The organism is Streptomyces sp. Sge12 (assembly GCF_002080455.1).
GTDB lineage: Bacteria > Actinomycetota > Actinomycetes > Streptomycetales > Streptomycetaceae > Streptomyces.
In genome coordinates, this window is sequence record NZ_CP020555.1 from 5,869,507 (window position 1) to 5,890,326 (window position 20,820).

General features: G+C 73.4%; 20 protein-coding genes. 11 read left to right on the forward strand and 9 right to left on the reverse strand.

Translation table 11 applies throughout. The annotated features are described in order from the left end of the window. Position 1 precedes the first annotated feature (1 nt). A complete protein-coding gene (locus tag B6R96_RS26325; RefSeq protein WP_030388964.1) occupies positions 2-850 on the reverse strand; it encodes a class I SAM-dependent methyltransferase in 849 nt (282 codons plus the stop codon). A gap of 353 nt (positions 851-1,203) precedes the next feature. Here B6R96_RS26325 and rpsA point away from each other — a divergent pair, with 353 nt between their 5' ends. The 4 genes from rpsA (at position 1,204) to B6R96_RS26345 (ending at position 4,969) form a co-directional block, all read left to right on the forward strand. Then, complete coding sequence (gene rpsA / locus B6R96_RS26330) at positions 1,204-2,712, forward strand: 30S ribosomal protein S1 (protein ID WP_030010959.1); 1,509 nt, start codon at positions 1,204-1,206, stop codon at positions 2,710-2,712. A 210-nt stretch (positions 2,713-2,922) separates the two neighbouring features. Continuing rightward, positions 2,923-3,861, forward strand: a complete 939-nt coding sequence (locus tag B6R96_RS26335; protein ID WP_052876653.1) for a PAC2 family protein — start codon at positions 2,923-2,925, stop codon at positions 3,859-3,861. 31 nt (positions 3,862-3,892) lie between these two features. After that, the gene (gene coaE, locus B6R96_RS26340) at positions 3,893-4,501 is read left to right on the forward strand and encodes a dephospho-CoA kinase (protein WP_081525267.1); all 609 of its coding nucleotides are present in this window, start codon (positions 3,893-3,895) and stop codon (positions 4,499-4,501) included. A 66-nt stretch (positions 4,502-4,567) separates the two neighbouring features. After that, positions 4,568-4,969 carry a tetratricopeptide repeat protein gene (locus tag B6R96_RS26345; RefSeq protein ID WP_081523820.1) on the forward strand — a complete coding sequence of 134 codons (402 nt, stop codon included), beginning with the start codon at positions 4,568-4,570 and terminating at the stop codon, positions 4,967-4,969. Between the two features lie 22 nt (positions 4,970-4,991). Here B6R96_RS26345 and B6R96_RS26350 read toward each other — a convergent pair whose 3' ends face one another. Both B6R96_RS26350 and B6R96_RS26355 read right to left on the reverse strand, forming a co-directional pair. Next, positions 4,992-5,252, reverse strand: coding sequence for a DUF6343 family protein (locus B6R96_RS26350; RefSeq protein ID WP_030388960.1), 261 nt, complete (start codon positions 5,250-5,252; stop codon positions 4,992-4,994). A gap of 78 nt (positions 5,253-5,330) precedes the next feature. Then, on the reverse strand, positions 5,331-5,948 hold the full coding sequence (locus B6R96_RS26355; protein WP_159396369.1) for a hypothetical protein: 618 nt from the start codon (positions 5,946-5,948) through the stop codon (positions 5,331-5,333). A gap of 186 nt (positions 5,949-6,134) precedes the next feature. Between B6R96_RS26355 and B6R96_RS26360 the strand changes: the two genes are divergently transcribed. The 3 genes from B6R96_RS26360 to B6R96_RS26370 all read left to right on the forward strand — a co-directional run bounded on the left by B6R96_RS26360 (position 6,135) and on the right by B6R96_RS26370 (position 11,637). Further along, a complete protein-coding gene (locus B6R96_RS26360) occupies positions 6,135-7,496 on the forward strand; it encodes a helix-turn-helix domain-containing protein (RefSeq protein WP_081523822.1) in 1,362 nt (453 codons plus the stop codon). Positions 7,497-7,606: 110 nt separating this feature from the next. Next, positions 7,607-10,435, forward strand: coding sequence for a DEAD/DEAH box helicase (locus B6R96_RS26365; protein WP_384739612.1), 2,829 nt, complete (start codon positions 7,607-7,609; stop codon positions 10,433-10,435). Further along, positions 10,432-11,637, forward strand: a complete 1,206-nt coding sequence (locus tag B6R96_RS26370) for an SWIM zinc finger family protein (RefSeq protein WP_081523823.1) — start codon at positions 10,432-10,434, stop codon at positions 11,635-11,637. The genes B6R96_RS26365 and B6R96_RS26370 overlap by 4 nt, the downstream gene beginning before the upstream one ends. On the opposite strand, the gene B6R96_RS26375 is transcribed toward B6R96_RS26370, so the two are convergent. Then, entirely contained in the window at positions 11,618-12,166 is a 549-nt protein-coding gene (locus B6R96_RS26375) for a hypothetical protein (RefSeq protein ID WP_030388956.1), read from the reverse strand. The two genes, B6R96_RS26370 and B6R96_RS26375, sit on opposite strands and share 20 nt — an antisense overlap. Before the next feature lie 127 nt (positions 12,167-12,293). Between B6R96_RS26375 and B6R96_RS26380 the strand changes: the two genes are divergently transcribed. Next, complete coding sequence (locus B6R96_RS26380) at positions 12,294-13,001, forward strand: chaplin (RefSeq protein WP_107475587.1); 708 nt, start codon at positions 12,294-12,296, stop codon at positions 12,999-13,001. A 139-nt stretch (positions 13,002-13,140) separates the two neighbouring features. Here the strand turns inward: B6R96_RS26380 and B6R96_RS26385 are convergent, their stop codons facing one another. After that, positions 13,141-14,139, reverse strand: coding sequence for a S1C family serine protease (locus B6R96_RS26385; RefSeq protein WP_159396370.1), 999 nt, complete (start codon positions 14,137-14,139; stop codon positions 13,141-13,143). A 220-nt stretch (positions 14,140-14,359) separates the two neighbouring features. Next, a complete protein-coding gene (locus tag B6R96_RS26390) occupies positions 14,360-15,028 on the reverse strand; it encodes a DUF2293 domain-containing protein (protein ID WP_237291529.1) in 669 nt (222 codons plus the stop codon). Between the two features lie 139 nt (positions 15,029-15,167). Between B6R96_RS26390 and B6R96_RS26395 the strand changes: the two genes are divergently transcribed. After that, positions 15,168-15,551 (forward strand): hypothetical protein, encoded by a 384-nt coding sequence (locus B6R96_RS26395; protein WP_203351660.1) that lies wholly within the window; start codon positions 15,168-15,170, stop codon positions 15,549-15,551. A 32-nt stretch (positions 15,552-15,583) separates the two neighbouring features. Here B6R96_RS26395 and B6R96_RS26400 read toward each other — a convergent pair whose 3' ends face one another. Further along, the gene (locus tag B6R96_RS26400) at positions 15,584-17,029 is read right to left on the reverse strand and encodes a WGR domain-containing protein (protein WP_081523826.1); all 1,446 of its coding nucleotides are present in this window, start codon (positions 17,027-17,029) and stop codon (positions 15,584-15,586) included. 93 nt (positions 17,030-17,122) lie between these two features. On the opposite strand from B6R96_RS26400, the gene B6R96_RS26405 reads away from it, so the two are divergent. Continuing rightward, positions 17,123-17,770, forward strand: a complete 648-nt coding sequence (locus tag B6R96_RS26405; protein ID WP_053702608.1) for a uridine kinase — start codon at positions 17,123-17,125, stop codon at positions 17,768-17,770. 286 nt (positions 17,771-18,056) lie between these two features. Here B6R96_RS26405 and B6R96_RS26410 read toward each other — a convergent pair whose 3' ends face one another. Beyond that, positions 18,057-18,956 carry a carbohydrate kinase family protein gene (locus B6R96_RS26410; protein ID WP_081523827.1) on the reverse strand — a complete coding sequence of 300 codons (900 nt, stop codon included), beginning with the start codon at positions 18,954-18,956 and terminating at the stop codon, positions 18,057-18,059. Beyond that, positions 18,953-19,897, reverse strand: coding sequence for a pseudouridine-5'-phosphate glycosidase (locus B6R96_RS26415; protein WP_053702610.1), 945 nt, complete (start codon positions 19,895-19,897; stop codon positions 18,953-18,955). The genes B6R96_RS26410 and B6R96_RS26415 overlap by 4 nt, the downstream gene beginning before the upstream one ends. Before the next feature lie 82 nt (positions 19,898-19,979). On the opposite strand from B6R96_RS26415, the gene B6R96_RS26420 reads away from it, so the two are divergent. Beyond that, positions 19,980-20,816, forward strand: coding sequence for a class I SAM-dependent methyltransferase (locus B6R96_RS26420; protein WP_081523828.1), 837 nt, complete (start codon positions 19,980-19,982; stop codon positions 20,814-20,816). Positions 20,817-20,820: the final 4 nt, after the last annotated feature.

Sequence of the window (20,820 nt, forward strand, 5' to 3'; positions counted from 1 at the left end):
GTCAGTCGCGCTCGCAGACGAAGATCGCGGTGCCCGGGATCAGATTGCCGCGCAGCGGGGACCAGCCGCCCCACTCCTGGCTGTTCCATGCCGGCCATTCGGGTTCCACCAGGTCGAGCAGCCGGAAGCCGCCCGCGACCACGTCGCGGACCCGGTCGCCGATCGTGCGGTGGTGCTCCACGTACAGGGCGCGGCCCCGCTCGTCCTGCTCCACGTAGGGGGTGCGGTCGAAGTAGGAGGCGGCGACGGACAGCCCCTCGGGGCCGGGCTCGTCGGGGAAGGCCCATCGGATCGGGTGGGTGACGGAGAAGACCCAGCGGCCGCCGGGGCGCAGGACCCGGTGCACCTCGCGCATGACGTTGACGGGGTCGGCGACGAAGGGGACGGCGCCGTAGGAGGAGCAGGCCATGTCGAAGGAGCCGGCACGGAAGGGGAGGCGTCCGGCGTCGGCCTCGACGAGCGGGACGTCCTCGCCGATGCGCAGGGCGTGCTGGAGCTGGCGGTGGGAGAGGTCGAGGGCCACGGGGCGGGCGCCCTGGGCGGCCAGCCAGCGGGCGCACTGGGCGGCGCCGGCGCCGATCTCCAGGATGTCCTTGCCCTTGAGGGAGGCGGCGGGGCCGAGGAGGGCCGCCTCGGCCTCGTCCAGCCCCTCGGGTCCCCAGACGAAGCGGTCGTCGCCTAGGAAGGCGCCGTGGTCGCTCTGGTACTCGTCGGCGTTGCGGTCCCACCAGCTCCGGCTGGCCCGGCTGCTCTCCGCTTCCCCCGCGTCACGCCGGGTGGCCTCGGCGTCGTCCCCGGAGGCCGGATCGGCGGTGTGCGCGTCTTCGGAGGCGTAGTCCTCTTGGTTCATGGGGCCCGTCGTCGTAGTCTGCGAATGTCTTCTGAATGTGGCAGGAAGCGTCAGGAAGGGCTTCCCGCCCATGAATTGTGCCGGTTGTGCGGTGATCCGCCCGGGGTGTGCGCCTTCGCGCATTGACCCTGTCCGGCTGCCCCCGTATGCTACAAGTTGCGCTGCGAGCCTGTGCTCCTCAGACCTAGCAGGCTGCGCTTGCATCTGTTGATGTCCCCTCGGTTTTCGAGGCCCCGCCGCTCTTCGCGGAAGGGGGTCTCCTTGGCTGTCCGGCTTCTTCGGCAGATGCCGATAAGGGCTCCCGGCGTAGCAGTACCTACGACTTTCTGTCCGTAACCGGAGCCCTTTCCCACATGACGAGCAGCACCGAGACCACCTCTACCACTCCGCAGGTAGCGGTCAACGACATCGGTAACGAGGAAGCCTTCCTCGCCGCGATCGACGAGACGATCAAGTACTTCAACGACGGCGACATCGTCGACGGCGTCATCGTGAAGGTCGACCGGGACGAGGTCCTGCTCGACATCGGTTACAAGACCGAAGGCGTGATCCCGAGCCGCGAGCTCTCGATCAAGCACGACGTCGACCCGAACGAGGTCGTCAAGGTCGGCGACGAGATCGAGGCCCTGGTTCTCCAGAAGGAGGACAAGGAAGGCCGTCTGATCCTGTCCAAGAAGCGCGCTCAGTACGAGCGTGCCTGGGGCACGATCGAGAAGATCAAGGAAGAAGACGGCATCGTCACCGGTACCGTCATCGAGGTCGTCAAGGGTGGTCTCATCCTCGACATCGGCCTCCGCGGCTTCCTGCCGGCCTCTCTCGTCGAGATGCGTCGTGTCCGCGACCTCCAGCCCTACGTGGGCAAGGAGCTCGAGGCGAAGATCATCGAGCTGGACAAGAACCGCAACAACGTGGTCCTGTCCCGCCGTGCCTGGCTGGAGCAGACCCAGTCCGAGGTCCGCCAGACGTTCCTCACCACCCTGCAGAAGGGTCAGGTCCGCTCCGGCGTCGTTTCCTCGATCGTCAACTTCGGTGCCTTCGTGGACCTGGGTGGCGTCGACGGTCTCGTCCACGTCTCCGAGCTGTCCTGGAAGCACATCGACCACCCGTCCGAGGTTGTCGAGGTCGGCCAGGAAGTCACCGTCGAGGTCCTCGACGTGGACATGGACCGCGAGCGTGTCTCCCTGTCGCTGAAGGCGACGCAGGAGGACCCGTGGCAGCAGTTCGCCCGGACCCACCAGATCGGTCAGGTCGTCCCGGGTAAGGTCACCAAGCTGGTTCCGTTCGGTGCGTTCGTCCGCGTGGACGAGGGCATCGAGGGCCTGGTCCACATCTCCGAGCTGGCCGAGCGCCACGTGGAGATCCCGGAGCAGGTCGTCCAGGTCAACGACGAGATCTTCGTCAAGGTCATCGACATCGACCTCGAGCGTCGCCGGATCTCGCTGTCGCTGAAGCAGGCCAACGAGTCCTTCGGTGCCGACCCGGCGTCGGTCGAGTTCGACCCGACCCTGTACGGCATGGCCGCGTCCTACGACGACCAGGGCAACTACATCTACCCCGAGGGCTTCGACCCCGAGACCAACGACTGGCTCGAGGGCTTCGACAAGCAGCGCGAGGCCTGGGAGACCCAGTACGCCGAGGCGCAGCAGCGCTTCGAGCAGCACCAGGCTCAGGTCATCAAGAGCCGCGAGGCCGACGAGGCCGCTGCTGCCGAGGGCGCTGCCGCCCCGGCCGCCGGTGGCAACGCCGGTGCGGGCATCTCGGGTGGTTCGTACTCCTCGGAGTCGGACGAGACCTCCGGCGCCCTGGCGTCGGACGAGGCCCTGGCCGCGCTCCGCGAGAAGCTGGCCGGCGGCCAGAGCTGATCGCAGCGCGCATCACACTCCGGTGTGAGCCGAGCTGAACTGCGTTGAACGGTAAGGCCCGTCCCCTTCGGGGGGCGGGCCTTACCGCGTTCCACCCGCCCGGTCCGCCCCGAGTGATCCGCCCCGTTCCTGTGAATGCGGCCAACTGGGGAATGGCCGGGCCTCCTTGAACGTTCTTGGCTGAGAACGAGGCGAGGAGGAGTGGTGACGGTGCTTGATCCACAGGGTTTGTACGAATGGGATGCCAAGGGCCTGGCGGTGGCCGACCTGGCAGTCGCCCAGGACTCGGCCGGGCTGGTCATGCTGTACCACTTCGAGGGGTACATCGACGCGGGTGAGGCCGGGGAGCAGATCGTCGAGCGGCTGCTGGACACCCTGCCCCACCAGGTGGTCGCCCGGTTCGACGCCGACCGGCTGGTGGACTACCGGGCCCGGCGCCCGCTGCTGACGTTCCAGCGCGACCACTGGACGGAGTTCGAGGAGCCGCGGCTGGAGGTCCGGCTCGTCCAGGACGCCACCGGCGCCCCCTTCCTGCTGCTGTCCGGCCCCGAGCCGGACGTGGAGTGGGAGCGCTTCTCCGTCGCCGTCCGGCAGATCGTCGAGCGCCTCGGCGTCCGCCTCTCCGTCAACTTCCACGGCATCCCGATGGGCGTCCCGCACACCCGTCCCGTGGGCATCACCCCGCACGGCAACCGGACCGACCTGATGCCGGGCCACCGCAGCCCCTTCGACGAGGCACAGGTCCCGGGCAGCGCCGAGTCCCTCGTGGAGTTCCGACTGGCCCAGGCCGGGCACGACGTCCTGGGTGTCGCCGCCCACGTACCGCACTACGTCGCGCGCTCCCCGTACCCGGACGCCGCGCTGACCGTGCTGGAGGCGATCACGGCGGCGACCGGGCTGGTGCTGCCGGCCGTGGCGCACGCACTGCGCACCGAGGCGCACCGCACCCAGACGGAGATCGACCGGCAGATCCGCGAGGGCGACGAGGAGTTGGTCAGCCTGGTGCAGGGGCTGGAGCACCAGTACGACGCGGCTGCCGGGGCCGAGACCCGGGGCAACATGATCGCCGAGCCGGCGGAGCTGCCGTCGGCGGACGAGATCGGCCGCGAGTTCGAGCGCTTCCTCGCGGAGCGCGAGGGCGAGAACTGACGTACGGACGGCGCCCCCTATGCTGCGGGGCATGCTGAAAGTAGGCCTGACGGGCGGAATCGGTGCCGGCAAGAGCGAGGTCTCGCGACTGCTGGCGGGGTACGGGGCGATCGTCGTCGACGCCGATCGGATCGCGCGAGAGGTCGTCGAGCCCGGTACGCCGGGACTCGCGGCCGTCGTCGCGGCCTTCGGGGAGTCGGTGCTGACCGCACAGGGCACGCTGGACCGCCCCAAGCTGGGCTCCATCGTGTTCGCGGACCCGGCGAAGCTGCAGACGCTGAACGCGATCGTGCACCCCCTGGTGGGGGCCCGGTCGGCCGAGCTGGAGGCCGCCGCGGGGGCCGACGCGATCGTGGTGCACGACGTACCGCTGCTCGCGGAGAACGGCCTGGCGCCCCTCTACGACCTCGTCGTCGTCGTGGACGCGTCCCCGGAGACCCAGCTGACCCGGCTCACCGCGCTGCGCGGGATGGCCGAGGAGGAGGCGCGGGCCCGGATGGCCGCGCAGGCCACGCGGGAGCAGCGGCTCGCGGTGGCGACCCTCGTGATCGACAACGACGGGCCGCTGGAGGCGCTGGAACCTCAGGTGCGCACGGTGTGGGAAGACCTCGTGGAGCGGGCCTCCGGCGGGTCCGCCTGACGTGTGCACGGAATAGCGGGTGGGGCGGGGGCGTTGAACGCGCCCGTAGAGGGAAGGATTTCGACCGTGTCCGAGACCACGCGCCCCACCCCGCCCAGTCCGGAAACCCACGTCATCGACTACCGGGCCGCCGAGCACCTGCTCGCCGCCCGGGACCCGCGCGGTGCGGTCAAGCTGCTCGACTCGGTGATAGCCGCGCACCCGGAGAACACGGCGGCCCGGCTGCTGCGCGCCCGGGCCTTCTTCGCCGCGGCGCAACTGCGTCCGGCGGAGCTCGAGTTCGAGCTCGTGCTGGAGCGGGAGCCGGACAACGCCTTCGCCCACTTCGCGCTGGCCCGGACGTTCCAGCGCTCGGGCCGGCCGGAGCAGGCGCGCCGGCACTTCCGCCTCGCGGCGGCCCTCGACCCGCAGCCCGAGTACCTTGCGGCGGCCCGCTTCGAGGACCCGGCCGCGGGCGACTCCGCCTGACGCACGCGCTTCCGGCCACGCGTCACCGGTTTTCGGGCGGCTCGTACGGCGGGACGTCCGGGCCGGGCTGGTAGTGCGGCCCCTGGCGCATGTGCCGCACGATCATGAACAGGTCCACGGCCACGATCACCGCCAGGACCCCGCAGGCGGCCGCCCATCCCGGGCGGCCCACCAGCGAGAACACGGCCGTGCCGGCGGCGGCCCAGACCAGCCCCCACACACCCAGCCAGAACCGCAGCCGCAGCGGACTGCGCGCGGTCACGGGCTCGTTTCCGGAACGCATGGACATCGCCTCTCCCGTCCATGGTCCCACTCCGGTCGGCGGCCGCGGGGCGGGGCATGGGTCGGGCTACGGCTTCGGCTACGGGTTGAGCTTGTGCACGGCCTTGGTGGTCGTCTTCTTGAACTCGGGGACCGGGGCGTGGGACAGGTCGCCCATCTGACCCCACTGGACGACGGTCACGGTGGAGCCGTCGCGCCCGATCCCGAACAGGTGCACGCCGGGCTCGGACTCGGGGATCGAGACGTGGACCCCGTAGACGTGCGCGCCCTCCTCGACGGGCAGCGTGCCGTAGTCCTGCCAGGACGCGGTGCCGCCCGGGGTCGTCCGCAGCCAGTCTGCGGCGCAGGCCGCGACCTTGCGCTCCAGGGTGCCCGCGAGCTTGGCCGCCGCGGCGGGCGAGGCGGACCGTACGGAGACCTGAACGGCGCCCGTGTCGAACTCGGTGCCGAAGACGCGGTGCCAGCTGCCCGCGGTCGGCAGCACGCCGTCCAGGCAGAACGGCGGGGTCTCGGGCAGCCCCTTGGTGACCGCGCCCGCGTACCAGGGCGAGGAGGGGTGCGGCGGGAGGTCGGCGCCGGCCAGGAAGCCGGGGGCGGTGGCCGCCGCGGCCGAGGTGGAGGCGGTCAGGACGAGGGCGGCGGCCGCCGCGACGATCGCGGTGGCGAGCGTGGCGGCGGTGTCGGTGCGTCGGAACATGGTCGGTTCTCCCCGTGAGCGTCGAGTGCTGCGCTGTGCTGTGTGCCTGATGAGCCTGTTCCCCGGACGGCGTGGCGGGCGACGGATTGGGGCGAATCCGGGACGCTGGAACGTCCGTACGCGCTGTCACCTGGGGGAACACCTCATGCATGGAACGCTGTCGCGGGACGCGGAACGGGGGAGAGCGTGAGTGAGGCCGAGAATTTCGCGCGGCTGATGCGGGATCTGAAGGGGCGTGCGGGGCTCAGTTACGGGGTCTTGGCGCGCCGGCTGCACACGAGTACGTCGACGCTGCACCGGTACTGCAACGGGGAGGCGCTGCCGGCGGAGTTCGCCGTGGTGGACCGCTTCGCCCGGGCGTGCGGGGCATCGCAGGGGGAGGCCGTGGACCTGCACCGGGCCTGGCTGCTGGCGGACGCGCGGCGGCGTGCGGGGGCGGTGCCGGTGCCTCTGCCGGGGCCTGCGCTTCGGCCCGAGCCCGTGACCGAGCCCGTGACCGGGCCCGAGCCCATGACCGTGACCGAGTCCGGGCAGGAACCCGTGACCGAGCCCGAGCCCGAGCCCGAGCCGGAGCCCGAGGCCGAGTCCCTTGTCGTCGGGGCGTCGGAGCCGGTGGTCCGGCGGGCCCGGTACCGGCGGCGGGCCGCCGTGGTCGCCGCGGCGGGGCTGGCGGCCGGGGCGGTGGCCGTGGCGCTGCTGGCGGCGGCCGGCCCCGATTCCCGCGCGCCGCGCACGGGTGGGAGTACGGGCACGGGCGCGACCCCGCCCGCCGCATCGGTACCGGCGGCGCCCGGCGCACCGCAGCCGGCGTCGTCGGCCGATGCGCCCGGGCCGACGGCTTCGACGGACCCGACCGGGGCATCGGTGCCGGGATCCGGCCCGCCCACCGGCCCGCCGTCCGCGTCGCCGCCGGCCCGGGCCCCGGGCCGGGCCCCGGCCGCGCCCCTCAAGGCGGCGGTCCGCTCGCACGTGTGGACCGCCGGCTGCGACCACGCCTACCTCTCCGAGCGGGGTCCCGGCTCCGTGGCCCCGCCGCCCGTGGAGGCGGACGCGCCCGCCTGGGCGTCGGCGCAGCGTGCCGTGCACGCCGGGTCGCAGATCGTGGAGGTCACCCTGCACGGCACCGGCCCGGGCGCCGTGGTCCTGGAGGATCTGGAGGTACGGGTGGCCGCCCGCCGCAAGCCGCCGGCCTGGAACGTCTACCAGATGTCGCAGGGCTGCGGCGGCGGGCTCACCCCCGCCGTGTTCGCCGTCAACCTGGACGCGCCGCGCCCCCTGGCCCGGCCCGTCGCCGGGAACGACGCCGGCAGCCCGCTGCCCGCCCCCGCCTTCCCGCTGCGCGTCTCGGCCGCCGAGCCGGTCGTCCTGCGGGTGGAGGCGAGCACCACGGGATGCGACTGCGACTGGTCGCTCGACCTGCGGTGGACCGGCCCGTCCGGGTCGGGCACCCTGCGCATCGACGACGGCGGACGGCCGCTGCGCACCAGCGCCGCGACCGGTCGTCCGGTGTACGGGTACGCGCTGGAGCAGGGCCGCTGGGCCCGCTGAACCGCAGGTCAGAGGGTGTTGTCGGTGGCCGCGCCTAGACTCGTCGACACGGGGGCACACCGACGGCGCCGCCGGGCACCACCGAGGGACGACGGGGGAGGGGGACAGCGATGAGCATGCAGCCGCAGGCCACCGCACTGCTGCGGCACGCCGCCGTCTTCCTGCCCGCTGCCGTCCCCCGGGAGGGGCGGGTCGCCTTCTGGGCGCCCGACGGGGACGCCCTGCCCGAGGCGGGCGAGTCCGGGCCGCTCACCGTCGTACGCCCGCACGGCGACGGGGTCCGCAGCCGGACGGTGCCCGCGGTGACCTTCACCGTCGCCGCCGCCCTGCCGCTGCTCGCGCAGGCACCGCGCAGCCCCGCCGCGCATCCCGCCACCCGCGCCTGGGGCACCGCCGCCCGGCAGGCGCTCACCCTGGCCGCCCGTGGCCGGCTCCTGCCCGGGCTCACCCCCGAGGGCGTCGACGCCTGGCGGGCCGGGCCGCTCGACGCCGCCGACATCGACCACCTCCGCGCGGTCGCCGCCGCGCTGCCGCACGAGGGGTACGCGACCCCCCTGGCCGGCCGCCGCCCCCTCCAGCTGCCCGAACCGGAGGCTCTGGTCCGCGCGTTCCTCGACGCGGTCGCCGACAGCCTGCCCCGCACCCCGGCCGCCGCCGTGGCCGCCGGGCGGCCGTTCGCCGCGCGGGAGCCGCAGCGGGTGCCCGGCATACAGGACTGGGCCGCGCAGGTCGCGGTCGGCGCCGACACCGGGGTGGGAATCTCCCTCCGGCTCGACCTGTCGTCCTTCCGTCTCTTCGACGAGGCGGAGGAAGCCGACATCCACCGCGCCGGGGCCGCCGTCGTCCAGGTCCACAGCCTCGCCGATCCGACCCTGGTCACCGATGCCGGGCAGCTGTGGGCGGGCACCGCGGCGGCCGGCTTCGGCCCGCGGGCCCGGATCGACGCGGTGCTCGCGCTGCGCCGGGCCGCCCGGGTCTGGCCGCCGCTGCTGCGCCTGCTGGACCAGCCCGTGCCCGACGCCCTCGCCCTGTCCGACCCGGAGCTGGAGGACCTGCTCGGGGTGGTCGCGAGCCGGCTGGCGGCCGCCGGAGTCCTGGTCCACTGGCCGCGCGAGCTGGCCCGTACGCTGTCGGCGACCGCCGTCGTACGGTCCACCGCGCCCGGATCCGCGACCGACGGGACCGCCTTCTTCGACGCCGAGCACCTCTTCGCCTTCTCCTGGGAGCTGGCGCTGGGCGGCGACCGGCTCACCCCCGGGGAGATGGACGCGCTCGCCCGGGCGCACCGGCCCGTCGTCCGGCTGCGCGACCAGTGGGTGCGGGTCGATCCGGAGCTGGTGCGCAAGGCGCGCAAGCGGGAGCTGGGGGTGCTGGACCCGGTCGACGCGCTGGCCACCGTACTGACGGGGACGGCCGAGGTCGACGGCGCGCCCGTCGAGGCGGTGCCGGTGGGGGCACTGGCCGCCCTGCGCGACCGGCTGACGGGGGAGCACGCTCCGCTGCCGCAGCCCGCCGCCCTCAAGGCCACCCTGCGCGACTACCAGGCGCGCGGCCTGGCCTGGCTGGACCTGATGACCTCCCTCGGCCTCGGCGGCTGCCTCGCCGACGACATGGGCCTCGGCAAGACCGTCACGCTGATCGCGCTGCACCTGCACCGGGACCGGCCGGAGCCGACGCTCGTCGTGTGCCCGGCGTCCCTCCTCGGCAACTGGCAGCGGGAGATCGAGAAGTTCGCCCCCGGCACGCCCGTGCGCCGCTTCCACGGCGGCAGCCGCAGCATCGAGGATCTGACCTCGTGCGCCGGCGGGTTCGTGCTCACCACGTACGGGACGATGCGCGCCAGCGCCGCGCTGCTCGCCGAACAGAGCTGGGGCATGGTCGTCGCCGACGAGGCGCAGCACGTCAAGAACCCGCATTCGGCGACGGCGAAGGCACTGCGCACGGTTCCGGCGCCGGCCCGGGTGGCGCTGACCGGCACCCCGGTGGAGAACAACCTCTCCGAGCTGTGGGCACTGCTCGACTGGACCACGCCGGGGCTGCTGGGCCCGCTGACCGCGTTCCGGGCCCGTCATGCCCGCCCCGTGGAGCACCAGCAGGAGGAGGACGGCGGCAATGAGGCGGCCGTCGCCCGGCTGGCCGCGCTCGTCCGGCCGTTCCTGCTGCGGCGCAAGAAGTCCGACCCGGGGATCGCGCCCGAGCTGCCGCCGAAGACCGAGACCGACCATCCGGTCTCCCTCACCCGGGAGCAGGCATCGCTCTACCGGGCCGCGGTGGACGAGGCGATGGCCGTGATCGAGTCGAGCGAGGGCATGGAACGGCGCGGCATGATCATGAAGTTGCTGGCCTCGCTCAAACAGATCTGCAACCACCCCGCCCAGTACCTGAAGGAGGAGCAGCCCCGGATCCCCCACCGCTCGGGCAAACTCGCCCTGCTGGACGAGCTGCTGGACACGATCCTGGCCGAGGGCGGCTCGGTGCTGGTCTTCACCCAGTACGTGACGATGGCCCGCCTGATCGAACGGCACCTCCAGGCCCGCGGGATCGCTTCGCAGCTGCTGCACGGCGGGACGCCGGTGCCGCGCCGCGAGGAGCTGGTCGACCGCTTCCAGGCGGGCGAGGTCCCGGTCTTCCTGCTGTCGCTGAAGGCGGCGGGCACCGGCCTGAACCTCACCCGGGCCGGGCACGTCATCCACTTCGACCGCTGGTGGAACCCGGCCGTCGAGGAACAGGCCACCGACCGCGCCTACCGCATCGGCCAGACCCAGCCCGTACAGGTCCACCGGATCATCGCCGAAGGCACCGTCGAGGACCGCATCGCCGAGATGCTGGAGGCGAAGCGGGCCCTGGCCGACGCGGTCCTGGGGTCCGGTGAGTCGGCACTGACCGAGCTGACCGACCGTGAGCTGGCCGACCTCGTCTCCCTGCGGAGGCCCGGATGATCACCGCGCGGGACGACCGCCGCCGCACCTTCGAGACCGTGCCCGCCGGGGTCGAGGCGGTCAGCTGGTGGGGCCGGGCCTGGGTGTCGGCGCTGGAGGAGGTCTCCCGCGACACCGCCCGCCTGGGCCGGGGGCGCACCTACGCCGAGGAGGGGCACGTCGACGCGGTCACCGTCACCCCCGGGCGGATCGTGGCGTACGTCCGGGGCAGCCGGCCCCGCCCGTACCGCACCGAGCTGACCCTGCCCGCCTTCGCGGACCCGGAGTGGGACGAACTGCTGGAGTCGGTCGCGGCCGACCCTGCCGCGCTCGCCTCGCTGCTGGAGCGGGAGGTACCGCAGTCGCTCGCGGGGGCCGTGCTGCCCGGCGCGGGAGAGCTCGTCCCGCGCTGCTCCTGCCCGGACTTCGGGCGTCCGCCGTGCAAGCACGCGGCGGCCCTCTGCTACCGGGCGGCCCGCCTCCTGGACGAGGACCCGTTCGTCCTGCTGCTCCTGCGCGGCCGCGGGGAGCGGGAGCTCCTCGATGAGCTCACCCGCCGCAATGCCGCCCACGCCGCGCGCGAACAGCCCGATGCGGCGCCCGGTTTCCCCGGCGTTCCGGCCCGGGCGGCACTGGCCCGCACCGGTCTGCCGCTGCTGCCCGCGCCGCTGCCCGCGCCCGCCGCCGTGGGCCTGCCGCCCGCCTACCCGGCCGACCCGGCGGCCCCGGACCCGCTGGCGCTCGACCAGCTCGCCTGCGACGCGGCCGCCCGCGCCCTCGCGCTCCTGACCTCCGGCGAGGACCCGATCGCCGGGCTCACCCTCTGGCAGGACGCCGTCCGGCTGGCGTCCGCGCACCCCACGGCGGGGCTGACGGGCGCCGCCCGCACCCTGTACCGGGACCTGGCCCGGGCCACCGGTCGCAGCACCACCGACCTCGCCCGCGCCGCGGCGGCCTGGCGCCAGGGCGGCCGCGCCGCGCTCGCCGCCCTCGAAGAGCCCTGGGACCCGCCGGCGGGCCCCTTCGACCGGGCCCGGCCGGCCCTGCTCGCCGCGGGCCAGGGTGCCTTCCGCCCCGACCGCAACCGGCTGACGACCCGTGCCCGCCAGCTCCGCCTCGGTCGCGAGGGGCTCTGGTACTGCTACACGGACCGCCACGGCGACCAGGACTGGTGGCCGACGGGCCGCCCCTCCGCGGACCCGGTCAGCGCGCTGCTGGACTGATGCCCTCCGCCCAGCGGGTCAGGGCGGTGAAATCGCGGTCGCGCAGCCCGTGGCGCGGGTGGACGCGCAGCAGGAGGGCCGGGGCCGGATGGTGCTCGGCGACCCAGGCGCGGTCGCGGGCGGTGATCATGTCGTCGACCCAGGCGAAGGGGCGACCGGCCGCCCAGTCACGCAGGTGGCGGGTCTTCCACGAGAGGCCGTCGGGGTCCTTGGCGAACAGTTCGGGCCACTCGACGACCGTCAGGTCGCCCGGCAGCCCGATGTGCGGGGAGATCATCGAGTTGGCCTGGTGGGTCCATGCGGTGGCCCAGGCGAGTTCGAAGGGCAGGGCCAGCAGCCGGGCACCGTGGGAGGGATGGAGGCGCACCCGGGCGCCGCGCCTGGCCCTGCGGGACTCCGGGTCGCGGTAGGAGAGCCAGACGTCCGGCCACATCCGGTGGCTCCGGTATCCGCGCAGGCCGGCGAGGGGGGAGCGGAACGGGTTCAGGGGGCCGTCCACGTCGAGGAGGAGCAGCGGGCGATCGGTCATGAAGTACCCAGTACCCAGTACACGATTGAGTGAAATGCCTACCGTCTCTATAACCCGAATGGGGTCAGAGCGTTGTTTCCGGTGCGGGGACATTGCCCGCGAACTTCTCCGGAAGGCAGGAAAACTGATGCGTCACAGTCGTCGGAATGGCTTGATCGCGGCGGTGGTTGCGGGAGGCGGACTGGCGGTCGCGGGTGTGGGCGGGTTCGCCCATGCCGATGCGGACGCGGGTGGCCGGGCCGAGCGCTCGCCGGGGCTGCTGTCCGGAAACCTCGTACAACTGCCGGTCAACATCCCGGTGAACGCGTGTGGGAACACCGTCAGCGTGGTCGGCGTGCTCAACTCGGCCGCCGGGAACCGCTGTAGCAACGAGGCGCCGAAGGGCGGCAGCGGACATTCCGGTACGAGGGCCGCAGATACGGCGAAACCGAGCAGCGGGAACGGCGGAGGGGCGAGCGCCGAGGGAAGCGGAAAGGATTCACCGGGAGTGCTGTCCGGCAACGGGCTCCAGCTTCCGATCGACCTCCCGCTGAACGTCAGCGGCAACTCGGTGAACGTGGTCGGCGTCGGCAACCCCTCGCTCGGCAACACGTCCGTCAACGGCGAGGAGCCCACCGGCGGCAAGCCCGTCCAGCCGCCCGTCGTGGAACAGCCGGTGACCCCGGTCGTCCCGGCCGTACCGACCGCGCCCGTCACACGGGTCACCCCGCCCGAGGCCCCGCAGCACGAGGCCCTCGCCCACACCGGGTCCGACGGCCTCGGCTACCTGCTGCCGAGCGGTGGTGCGCTCCTGCTGGGCGGGGTCCTCCTGTACCGCCGCTTCCGCCTCAACTGAGGACGTAGGACGCACGCCGCATGCGACAGCACAATCGCGGCCCACACGGCTCGTCCCGACGGACGAGGGGCAGAGTGTGGGCCGGGGTGGCGAGGTGGCGGGGTCGCCGGAACGGACGGAGCGGCTGTGCTCCCTTGCCCTACCGGTCTGCCAGCACCACGTCGGCGGTCCACTCGTCGCCGAACGCGTGGCCACTGTCCCTGCCGACTCCTGAATGGACCCCTTGGACGCTCAGCGCGGCGCCGGGTTCCACGGGGTCGAGGACGTCGCACAACTCGGGGAACGAGGACACGGCCTCCCCGTTCACCGTGGTGATCACGTAGCCCTGCTGGACCTTGGCCTTCTGGGCCGCGGAGTCGTTGCGGACGTCGAGAACGAAGAGGCCGTCGGTTCCCTCGTCCTGAAGGCGCTTCTGAGCCTTCTGGATTGAGGCCTTGTCGATCCCGGCGAGCGAGGACCACGCGACGACGTCTCGATCCGACACGGCGCCGAGCCACCATCCGGGATCGTTCTTCATCGATCCGGCAGCGAGAGCGGGAAGCTCGGACTGGGCCTGATTACTGCTGATGGCCTCCGCCGCAATGCGTTCTTCCCCCGTCGACTTGTCCGTCACCGTTTGCCCCGTGTTGATGCCGACCACTTCGCCGTCCTTGTTCAGGACGGGCCCTCCGAGGAGCCCGCTCTTCATCTGGACGGAATGGTGGATCAAGGAGGGGTAGTCGGGGCTCGACAGGTGCGCGACGTCGCCCACGGGCTCGTACGCCGCACCGGACACCGAGACCGTCTTCGCCGCGGGGTCGCCCGCGTCCGGGTAGCCGAGGGAGACGACGACGTCACCGTTGAACAGCAGATCGCTGTCCCCGAACGGCAAGCTCTTCACGCCCGCCGGCGGTGGTTGGACTTTGAGGACCGCCAGATCCTGACAGAGGTCGCTTCCCAGCAATTGGGCGGTCACCGGAGGCTTGCCCTCCGCGATCACTTCAAGGCCGCTGTTTCCCGCAATGGTGGACGCGGTGGTGGCGATCAGACCGCCGCCGGCGTCATAGACGAATCCGCTACCGGCGCCGGTGTTGTTCGTCACCTGCACGACAGCAGCCTCGGCCTGCTCCCGGTTGCCCGGAGGGGGCTCGTCCGCCATCGCTCCCGTGGCCCCGCACATCGACATCAGAAGGGCCGACGCGAAGAGGTTGACATGGACCCTCACCGAGGACCTCCCTCTGGACAGGTGGTCGTACTCGTGTGGCAGATCTCCTTCGGGCGTCGGCGCAACCGCCGACCGCCTCTCTCTTCACCGTAGCTCCGCGGCCCCCGGGTGTCCTGGCGACGGCTCATCCGCCCCTCGGGGGACCGGCACTGACCTAGGAGTTCTCGTCCCTGGGCCGCGTGCGCCAGCCGTCCAGGATCGCGTCGATCTGCGGGGCCAGCCGGGCGCGGGCCGCGAACCGGGGGACCCCCGCCATCAGCAGGGCGTCGTACTCGGTGTCGGTGTGCCGCACCGCCGCGCGCACCGCGACCGAGACCGCAGGCTCGTCCAGGGCGCGGCCGGCCGCGGTACGGCCCACCCGGCCGCTGCCGCGCACCGACGCATGGGTGGCGATCGCCACCGCCCGGTCGGCCGGACAGCCGGGGAACAGCCGCACGATCTCCGCGGCGAACGCCGCCGTGAACCGGACGTCCTCGGCCGCCCGGCGCCGCCGGTCACGCTCCCGGCGCCGCGCCCGGGCCTCGGAGTCCGCGAGGCAGGCGCGCTCCGCGCCGGCCAGGGCGGCTTCCTCGACGAGCAGCCCCAGCCGCTCGTACCGGTGGCGGCGCTTGTTGAAGCGGACGACCACGGCGCAGAGCGAACTGCCCTCGCGGGAACGGCGGGTGAGCGCCGTGTCCCCCCGCGGCAGATACACGAGATGGCCGAGATCCGTACAGTCCAGGCAGCGCGGGACACCGGACTCGCGGACGAGGTGCCGGAGCGGGCCCTGCCGGCAGTCGGCGCAGTGGATCTGCTTGAACGACTCAAAAACCACCAGGCTCATGATGGTGTGATACCGCTGTATGACCCTCATATCACCTGGTGGAGAAGGCATGTTGATGTTTCGCCGACTGTTTCTGGATGCCGCGTGGCCCTTTTACCGTGGGGCGGTGGGCCATGAACGGCCCCGCCGAGGAGGACACATGGGTGGGCGGCAGACGATGACGGCACGGACGGGCGGGACGTGTGTCGCCACGCTCCCGACTGGCCGGGAGATAGTCATACCGCCGGGCGGCTGCACCGGCTGGCACTTCCACCGCGTCAGACTCGACGCGGTGGTCCTGTCCGGCACCCTGACCCGGGTCCTGCACGACCGCACCGTCGAGGTGCACACGGCCGGGACCACCTTCGTCGAAGCGGCGGGCATCGGGCACATCCACCTGGGCCACAACCTCGGCACCGAGCCGGTGGTGCTCCACGTGACCCCCGCGCTCCCGGCGGGGACACCCTTCTCCATACCCACCCCGCCACCGGCCGGGATCACTCCGGCGGACTGCGGGCACCACAGCCCGCGGCACATCCCCTGAACCCGGACGGGCAGGCCCGCCGCCAGGCAGCCTCACACCAGTCGGCGTATCTCCCCGCGGACCCGGTAGAAGCCGCCCGAGGCCGCATGCAGCCCGTCCACCACGTACCGGGCGCCCGCCTCCCGTATCCCGCGCGGGAACTGCACGTTCCACGAGGGCTCGAAGCCGCCGGAGACCACCTGGACCCGCATCCGGCCGCCCTGCTGGACGCACTCGACCACCACGCCGCCCGCCGGGGCCGCCGCCATGGACACCGTGGCCACCGCCGAGGCCGACGCGGCCGGGGTGAACACCGGCAGCGCCGCCGCCGACTTCACGTCCATCGGCGCCGGCACCGAGCCCTGCTGGGCCGCCGCGATCGCCTGCTCGGTCGCATCCACGCACACCAGCGACCCGTCCGTGGTGACCAGGTACAGCCGCTCGTCCAGGTACTGCATGGACAGCGCCGACCCGCCGCCCGTCCCCAGCTTCCACAGCCGCCGGCCGTCGGCGTCGAAGCAGTAGACCGAGGAGGACGAGTCGCCGGCGAAGACGTGCCGGCCGTCGGGCGAGGTCGCGCAGGAGTACACCGCCGCATCGCACGCGTAGGAGGCCTCCACAGCCCCCGTCGCCTTCGACAGCCGCTGCACGGTGTTGCGGACCGTGCCCGCATACACCGCGTGGTCCTCCTGCCAGCCGAACAGCACCCCGCCGGGGGTCTTCGTGTGCCACAACTGCCCGCTGCCGTCAGCCGCGTAGGCCGTCACACCGCCGCTGTGCCCGTGGAAGACCGCCCGCTCGTCCGCCCGCACCATCCACGCGCCGCTGCCGGCGGACTTCCGCGACCACTGGTGCTCGTCCTCGTGGTCGATGACGGTCAGGCCGCCGCCCGCGTCGGAGACGTTCAGCACGCCCTCGTGGATGTCGAGCCAGTAGATGTCCACGTCCGCCGCGATCGCGTAGGCCCCGAAGGGAACCTTCGACGACAGGTCGTACACCGTGCCGTCGTCACAGCCCGCGTATATCCAGAACTCATCCGCCACCAGGCACTTCACCCCGTCCGGCAGCGAATAGCGGGCCAGCACCTCACCACCGTGGCTCAGCGTGTACACGTCGCCCGCCTGGTTGCCGACCCAGCAGCGGTCCTCGTCCACGTGGATGCCGAACGCCGACGAGCCCGTACGGAAACGCCACAGCACCGGAGCCACCGCACGCGCCGTCGACGGGGCCGAGGCCACCTGGCGGCGCGTCACCGAACGGGCCGCGCGCTGCCCCTGCACGGCCGGCGCGTATCCCTTGCGCACCTTCTCGCCGATCTTCTTCGCGGCGGCCGCCCGGGCCTTCTCCGCACTCGGGAACGAGGAGCTCTGCAACTGGCCGTCCGCGCCGATGCGCCCGTACCGCACGGACACGACCGTGCCGTCGACGGTCACCTCGTAGAACTTGTGCGCCCCGCCGTCGTCCTGCGACAGCTCCAGATACGTCGTCTCCCGAGCCATGACAAACCTCTCCCCAAAGGCAGGGCCGCCGGCTTCCTTCCGGCCGGCGATCCCTCGTGAAAAACGCTAAGGCCCACCACTGACAATGGGCCGGTGCAGTGGGAAGCGATCACATGGCAGCGGATGGCCGAGCGGCTCGCCGGTCACCTCGACAACCCCGACCATGCCCCTGAGCAGGGCAGTTGGCAGCGGGTGGGCATTGACGGAGCCCCCGCCGCCGAGACGGGCGTGCTCGCCGGTCGACTCGCCGACGCGCTGCGCCTGCGCGGGCGGCCGTCCCTGGTGGTGCCGGCCGACGGTTTCCTGCGACCGGCTTCCCTGCGCTTCGAGTTCGGCCGCGAGGACGTGGACTCCTACCTCGGCGGCTGGTACGACACGGCGGCGCTCTGGCGGGAGGTGTTCGGCCCCACCGACCCCGGCGGCACCGGGCGGGTGCTGCCGGACCTCTGGGACCCGGTGACCGACCGGGCGACCCGCAGCCCCTACGTCGAACTCCCGCCCGGCGGCGTGCTCCTCGTGCACGGCCCGCTGCTGCTGGGGCACTGGTTCCCCTTCGACCTGAGCGTCCACATCCGGCTGTCCGCGGGAGCCCTGGCCCGACGCACCGAGGAGTCGGCGCGCTGGACGCTCCCCGCCTTCGCGCGCTACGAGGCCGACACCGACCCGGCGTCGGCCGCCGACGTGGTGGTCCGGGCCGACGACCCCCGCCACCCCGCCTGGACGGGCATCGGCGCCGGCTGACCCGGCCGCGGTCCGGTCCCGCTGCGCGGAACCCCGCCCCGGCGCCCTCCCGCGGTCCTCAGGGCGCCGCCCGGCCCCGCGCCTCAATCGCCGGCGCAGCTGGGGTCGGGCGCTGCTCGGGCCTAGGCCGTCTCTTCCGGATCTTGCCGGGCCCGCGACGCCCAGCACCGCACCCGGCCGCGTTGTCGGGACGACCGAGTACGTCCAGTACACGGGCGCCCCTCCGCCTTGCCGTGCACGGCACCGGACACCGCGGGCTCGGCCGGCAAGATCCGAAAGAGACGGCCTACGGGCGGCCGCCCACCCGGGTCACCGCCAGGGCCGCCGCCCGGCACCCGGCGCGGGCCGCCTCCGCCGGGTCCGCGCCCTCCAGCCGGGCCGCGAGGAAGCCCCCGGTGAACGCGTCCCCGGCGCCCGTGGTGTCCACCGCCTCGGCCGGCTCCGCCTCCACCTCGGCGGTGATCCGGCCGTGCTCGGCGATCAGTGCCCCGGCCGCGCCCCGGGTCACCACCACCAGCGGGACGCGCCGGCTGAGCGCCGCCGCCGCCCGCGCCACCCCCGCCGGCTCCGGCAGCCCGGCCAGCAGCCGGGCCTCGTCCTCGTTCGGCAGCAGGACGCCCGCCCCCGCCACGGAGTCCAGGAAACGCTGCGGCCCCAGGGCGGCCAGGAACCCGGCCGAGGCGGGATCCACGCTCACCGGCACCCCCCGGGTCCGGGCCGCCCGTAGCGCGACCATGGCCAGCTCCCGGCTGCTGTCGGCGAAGAACAGATAACCGGACAGGTGGAGATGGGCCGCCCCGTCCAGCAGGGAGGGGGCCCAGTCGGCCGGGCACAGCCGCAGCGAGGCCCCGCTGTCCGTGAGGAACGTCCGCTCCGCGTCCTTGCCGACCAGCGCGACCACCGTCCCGGTGGGCTCCTGCGAGTCGATCACCAGGCGCGGCCGCACCCCCGCGTCCACCAGCGCCCGCTCGTGCCAGCGCGCCGATTCGACGCCCACCCGCGCCAGGAGGCGTACCTCCGCGGTCCCCGTACGGGCCGCCCAGCAGGCGGCGTTGGCCCCGGCGCCGCCCGGCAGGGTCCGGATGCGGGCCGTCGTGTCGGTGGCCGGGGCCAGTGGTTCCGGATGTATGGCCACCACGTCCGTCACCACGTCCCCGACGACGAGCAACGCCCCCGGGCCGGTCATGCGCGCGCCGCCCAGGCCCCCGCGATCCGGGCCCCGAGCCGCACGTTGCCGCGTACCGCGGCCAGGTTCGCCTCCAGCGAGGCCCCGTCCGTCGCCCGTACCAGGAACCCCAACAGGAACGGCGTCACCGCCTGCCCCGTGATCCCGCGCTCGCGGCACTCGGCGAGCCCCTCCGCGAGGACCCGGTCGTGCAGCTCCGGATCCAGCTGGTCCTCCCGCGCCACCGGATTGGCCACCAGCAGCGCCGACTCCGGTCCGCCCAGCGCGTCCTGAGCGGCCATCACCGCCGCGACCTCCTCGGGGCGGTGCACGGTCCAGTCCACCGGCTCGCCGGAGTCGGCCAGGTAGAAGCCGGGGAAGCGGTCGGTCCCGTAGCCGAGCACCCCCACCCCCAGCGTCTCCAGCCGCTGCAGCGTGCCCGGCACGTCCAGGATCGACTTCACCCCGGCGCACACCACGGTGATCCGCGTCCGCGCCAGCAGCGACAGGTCCGCCGACTCGTCCTGCGTCCGGGCCCACTCCCGGTGCACCCCGCCCAGCCCGCCCGTGGCGAAGACCCGCAGGCCCGCCCGGGCGGCGAGGAAGGCCGTCGCGGACACCGTCGTCGCCCCCGTGGCCCCGGCCGCCAGTGCGGGCGCCAGGTCCCGGTGGCCGAGCTTGCGCACGCCGTCCCCCGCCGCGATCCGCTCCAGCTGCTCCTTGTCCAGGCCCGCGTACGGCACCCCGTCCAGGACCGCGACCGTCGCCGGAACCGCTCCCTCCGCTCGGACCAGGGCCTCCAGTTCGAGGCCCACCGCCAGGTTGCGGGGCCGGGGCAGACCGTGCGCGATGATCGTCGACTCCAGGGCCACCACGGGCTTCCCCCGGGCGAGTGCCTCGCGCACCTCCGCCGACAGGACCGGTCCACCGGACAGGGACGCATCTGCTCTGTGCTGTGACATGTCCCCATCCATGGCACGGGATTGACGCCTCCAAACGCTCTCCCGCCACACCCGTCCCAAGCTGTCCGAGTAGCGTGCCCCCATGGACACGCGCGGCTTCTACGACGGGCTGGCCGACCGCTACGACCTCATCTACGCGGACTGGGACGCGAGCACCGCCCGCCAGGGCCGGGCCCTCGACGCCCTGCTCACCGCCGCACTGGGCCCCGGACCGCACACCGTGCTCGACACCGCCTGCGGCATCGGAACCCAGTCCCTGGGCCTCGCCGCGCTCGGCCACCGGGTCACCGGGACCGACCTCAGCCCCGCCTCCGTCACCCGCGCCGCCCGCGAGGCCGCGCGGCGCGGGCTCGCCCTGCCCCTCGCCGTCGCCGACATGCGGGCCCTGCCCTTCGCGGAGGCCTCCTTCGACGCCGTGGTCTGCGCCGACAACGCCCTGCCGCACCTGCTGACCGCCCGCGACGTGGGCACGGCCCTGGCCGAAACCCTGCGGGTGCTGCGCCCCGGCGGGCTGCTGCTGCTCTCCACGCGCCCCTACGGAGAACTGCGCCGCACCCGCCCGCAGAGCGAACCCCCGCACGTCCACACGGGCCCCGAAGGGCGGACGGTGACCTTCCAGCTGTGGCACTGGCACGCCGACGGGGAGCGGTACGACGTGGAGCTCTTCCAGCTGCTGCCGACCGGCGCCACCTGGACCACGCGGACGTCGAGCGCGACGTACTGGGCGCTGCCGGAGGAGGAGACGGCGGGGTACGCCCGGCGGGCCGGGTTCGCCGACGTGCTCTGGCGGGCACCCGCGGACACCGGCTTCCCCCAGCCGGTACTCACCGCCGGGCGGCCGGGGGCTGGACAGGATGACTCGTCCGGCGGGCCGTTGCTGGACGCTGTGGTCACCGCTTCGCGCGGTGGGCCGCACTAGGCTG

Excerpts from the sequence above, each read along its gene's own strand:
- B6R96_RS26355 (WP_159396369.1), bottom strand. The coding sequence starts at position 5,948 with ATGTTCCGACGCACCGACACCGCCGCCACGCTCGCCACCGCGATCGTC.
- B6R96_RS26415 (WP_053702610.1), bottom strand. The coding sequence starts at position 19,897 with ATGTCACAGCACAGAGCAGATGCGTCCCTGTCCGGTGGACCGGTCCTG.
- B6R96_RS26410 (WP_081523827.1), bottom strand. The coding sequence starts at position 18,956 with ATGACCGGCCCGGGGGCGTTGCTCGTCGTCGGGGACGTGGTGACGGAC.
- B6R96_RS26395 (WP_203351660.1), top strand. The coding sequence starts at position 15,168 with ATGGGTGGGCGGCAGACGATGACGGCACGGACGGGCGGGACGTGTGTC.
- B6R96_RS26325 (WP_030388964.1), bottom strand. The coding sequence starts at position 850 with ATGAACCAAGAGGACTACGCCTCCGAAGACGCGCACACCGCCGATCCG.
- B6R96_RS26420 (WP_081523828.1), top strand. The coding sequence starts at position 19,980 with ATGGACACGCGCGGCTTCTACGACGGGCTGGCCGACCGCTACGACCTC.
- B6R96_RS26380 (WP_107475587.1), top strand. The coding sequence starts at position 12,294 with ATGCGTCACAGTCGTCGGAATGGCTTGATCGCGGCGGTGGTTGCGGGA.
- coaE (WP_081525267.1), top strand. The coding sequence starts at position 3,893 with ATGCTGAAAGTAGGCCTGACGGGCGGAATCGGTGCCGGCAAGAGCGAG.
- B6R96_RS26400 (WP_081523826.1), bottom strand. The coding sequence starts at position 17,029 with ATGGCTCGGGAGACGACGTATCTGGAGCTGTCGCAGGACGACGGCGGG.
- B6R96_RS26350 (WP_030388960.1), bottom strand. The coding sequence starts at position 5,252 with ATGCGTTCCGGAAACGAGCCCGTGACCGCGCGCAGTCCGCTGCGGCTG.
- rpsA (WP_030010959.1), top strand. The coding sequence starts at position 1,204 with ATGACGAGCAGCACCGAGACCACCTCTACCACTCCGCAGGTAGCGGTC.
- B6R96_RS26375 (WP_030388956.1), bottom strand. The coding sequence starts at position 12,166 with ATGACCGATCGCCCGCTGCTCCTCCTCGACGTGGACGGCCCCCTGAAC.
- B6R96_RS26390 (WP_237291529.1), bottom strand. The coding sequence starts at position 15,028 with ATGAGCCTGGTGGTTTTTGAGTCGTTCAAGCAGATCCACTGCGCCGAC.
- B6R96_RS26370 (WP_081523823.1), top strand. The coding sequence starts at position 10,432 with ATGATCACCGCGCGGGACGACCGCCGCCGCACCTTCGAGACCGTGCCC.
- B6R96_RS26365 (WP_384739612.1), top strand. The coding sequence starts at position 7,607 with ATGAGCATGCAGCCGCAGGCCACCGCACTGCTGCGGCACGCCGCCGTC.
- B6R96_RS26385 (WP_159396370.1), bottom strand. The coding sequence starts at position 14,139 with ATGGCGGACGAGCCCCCTCCGGGCAACCGGGAGCAGGCCGAGGCTGCT.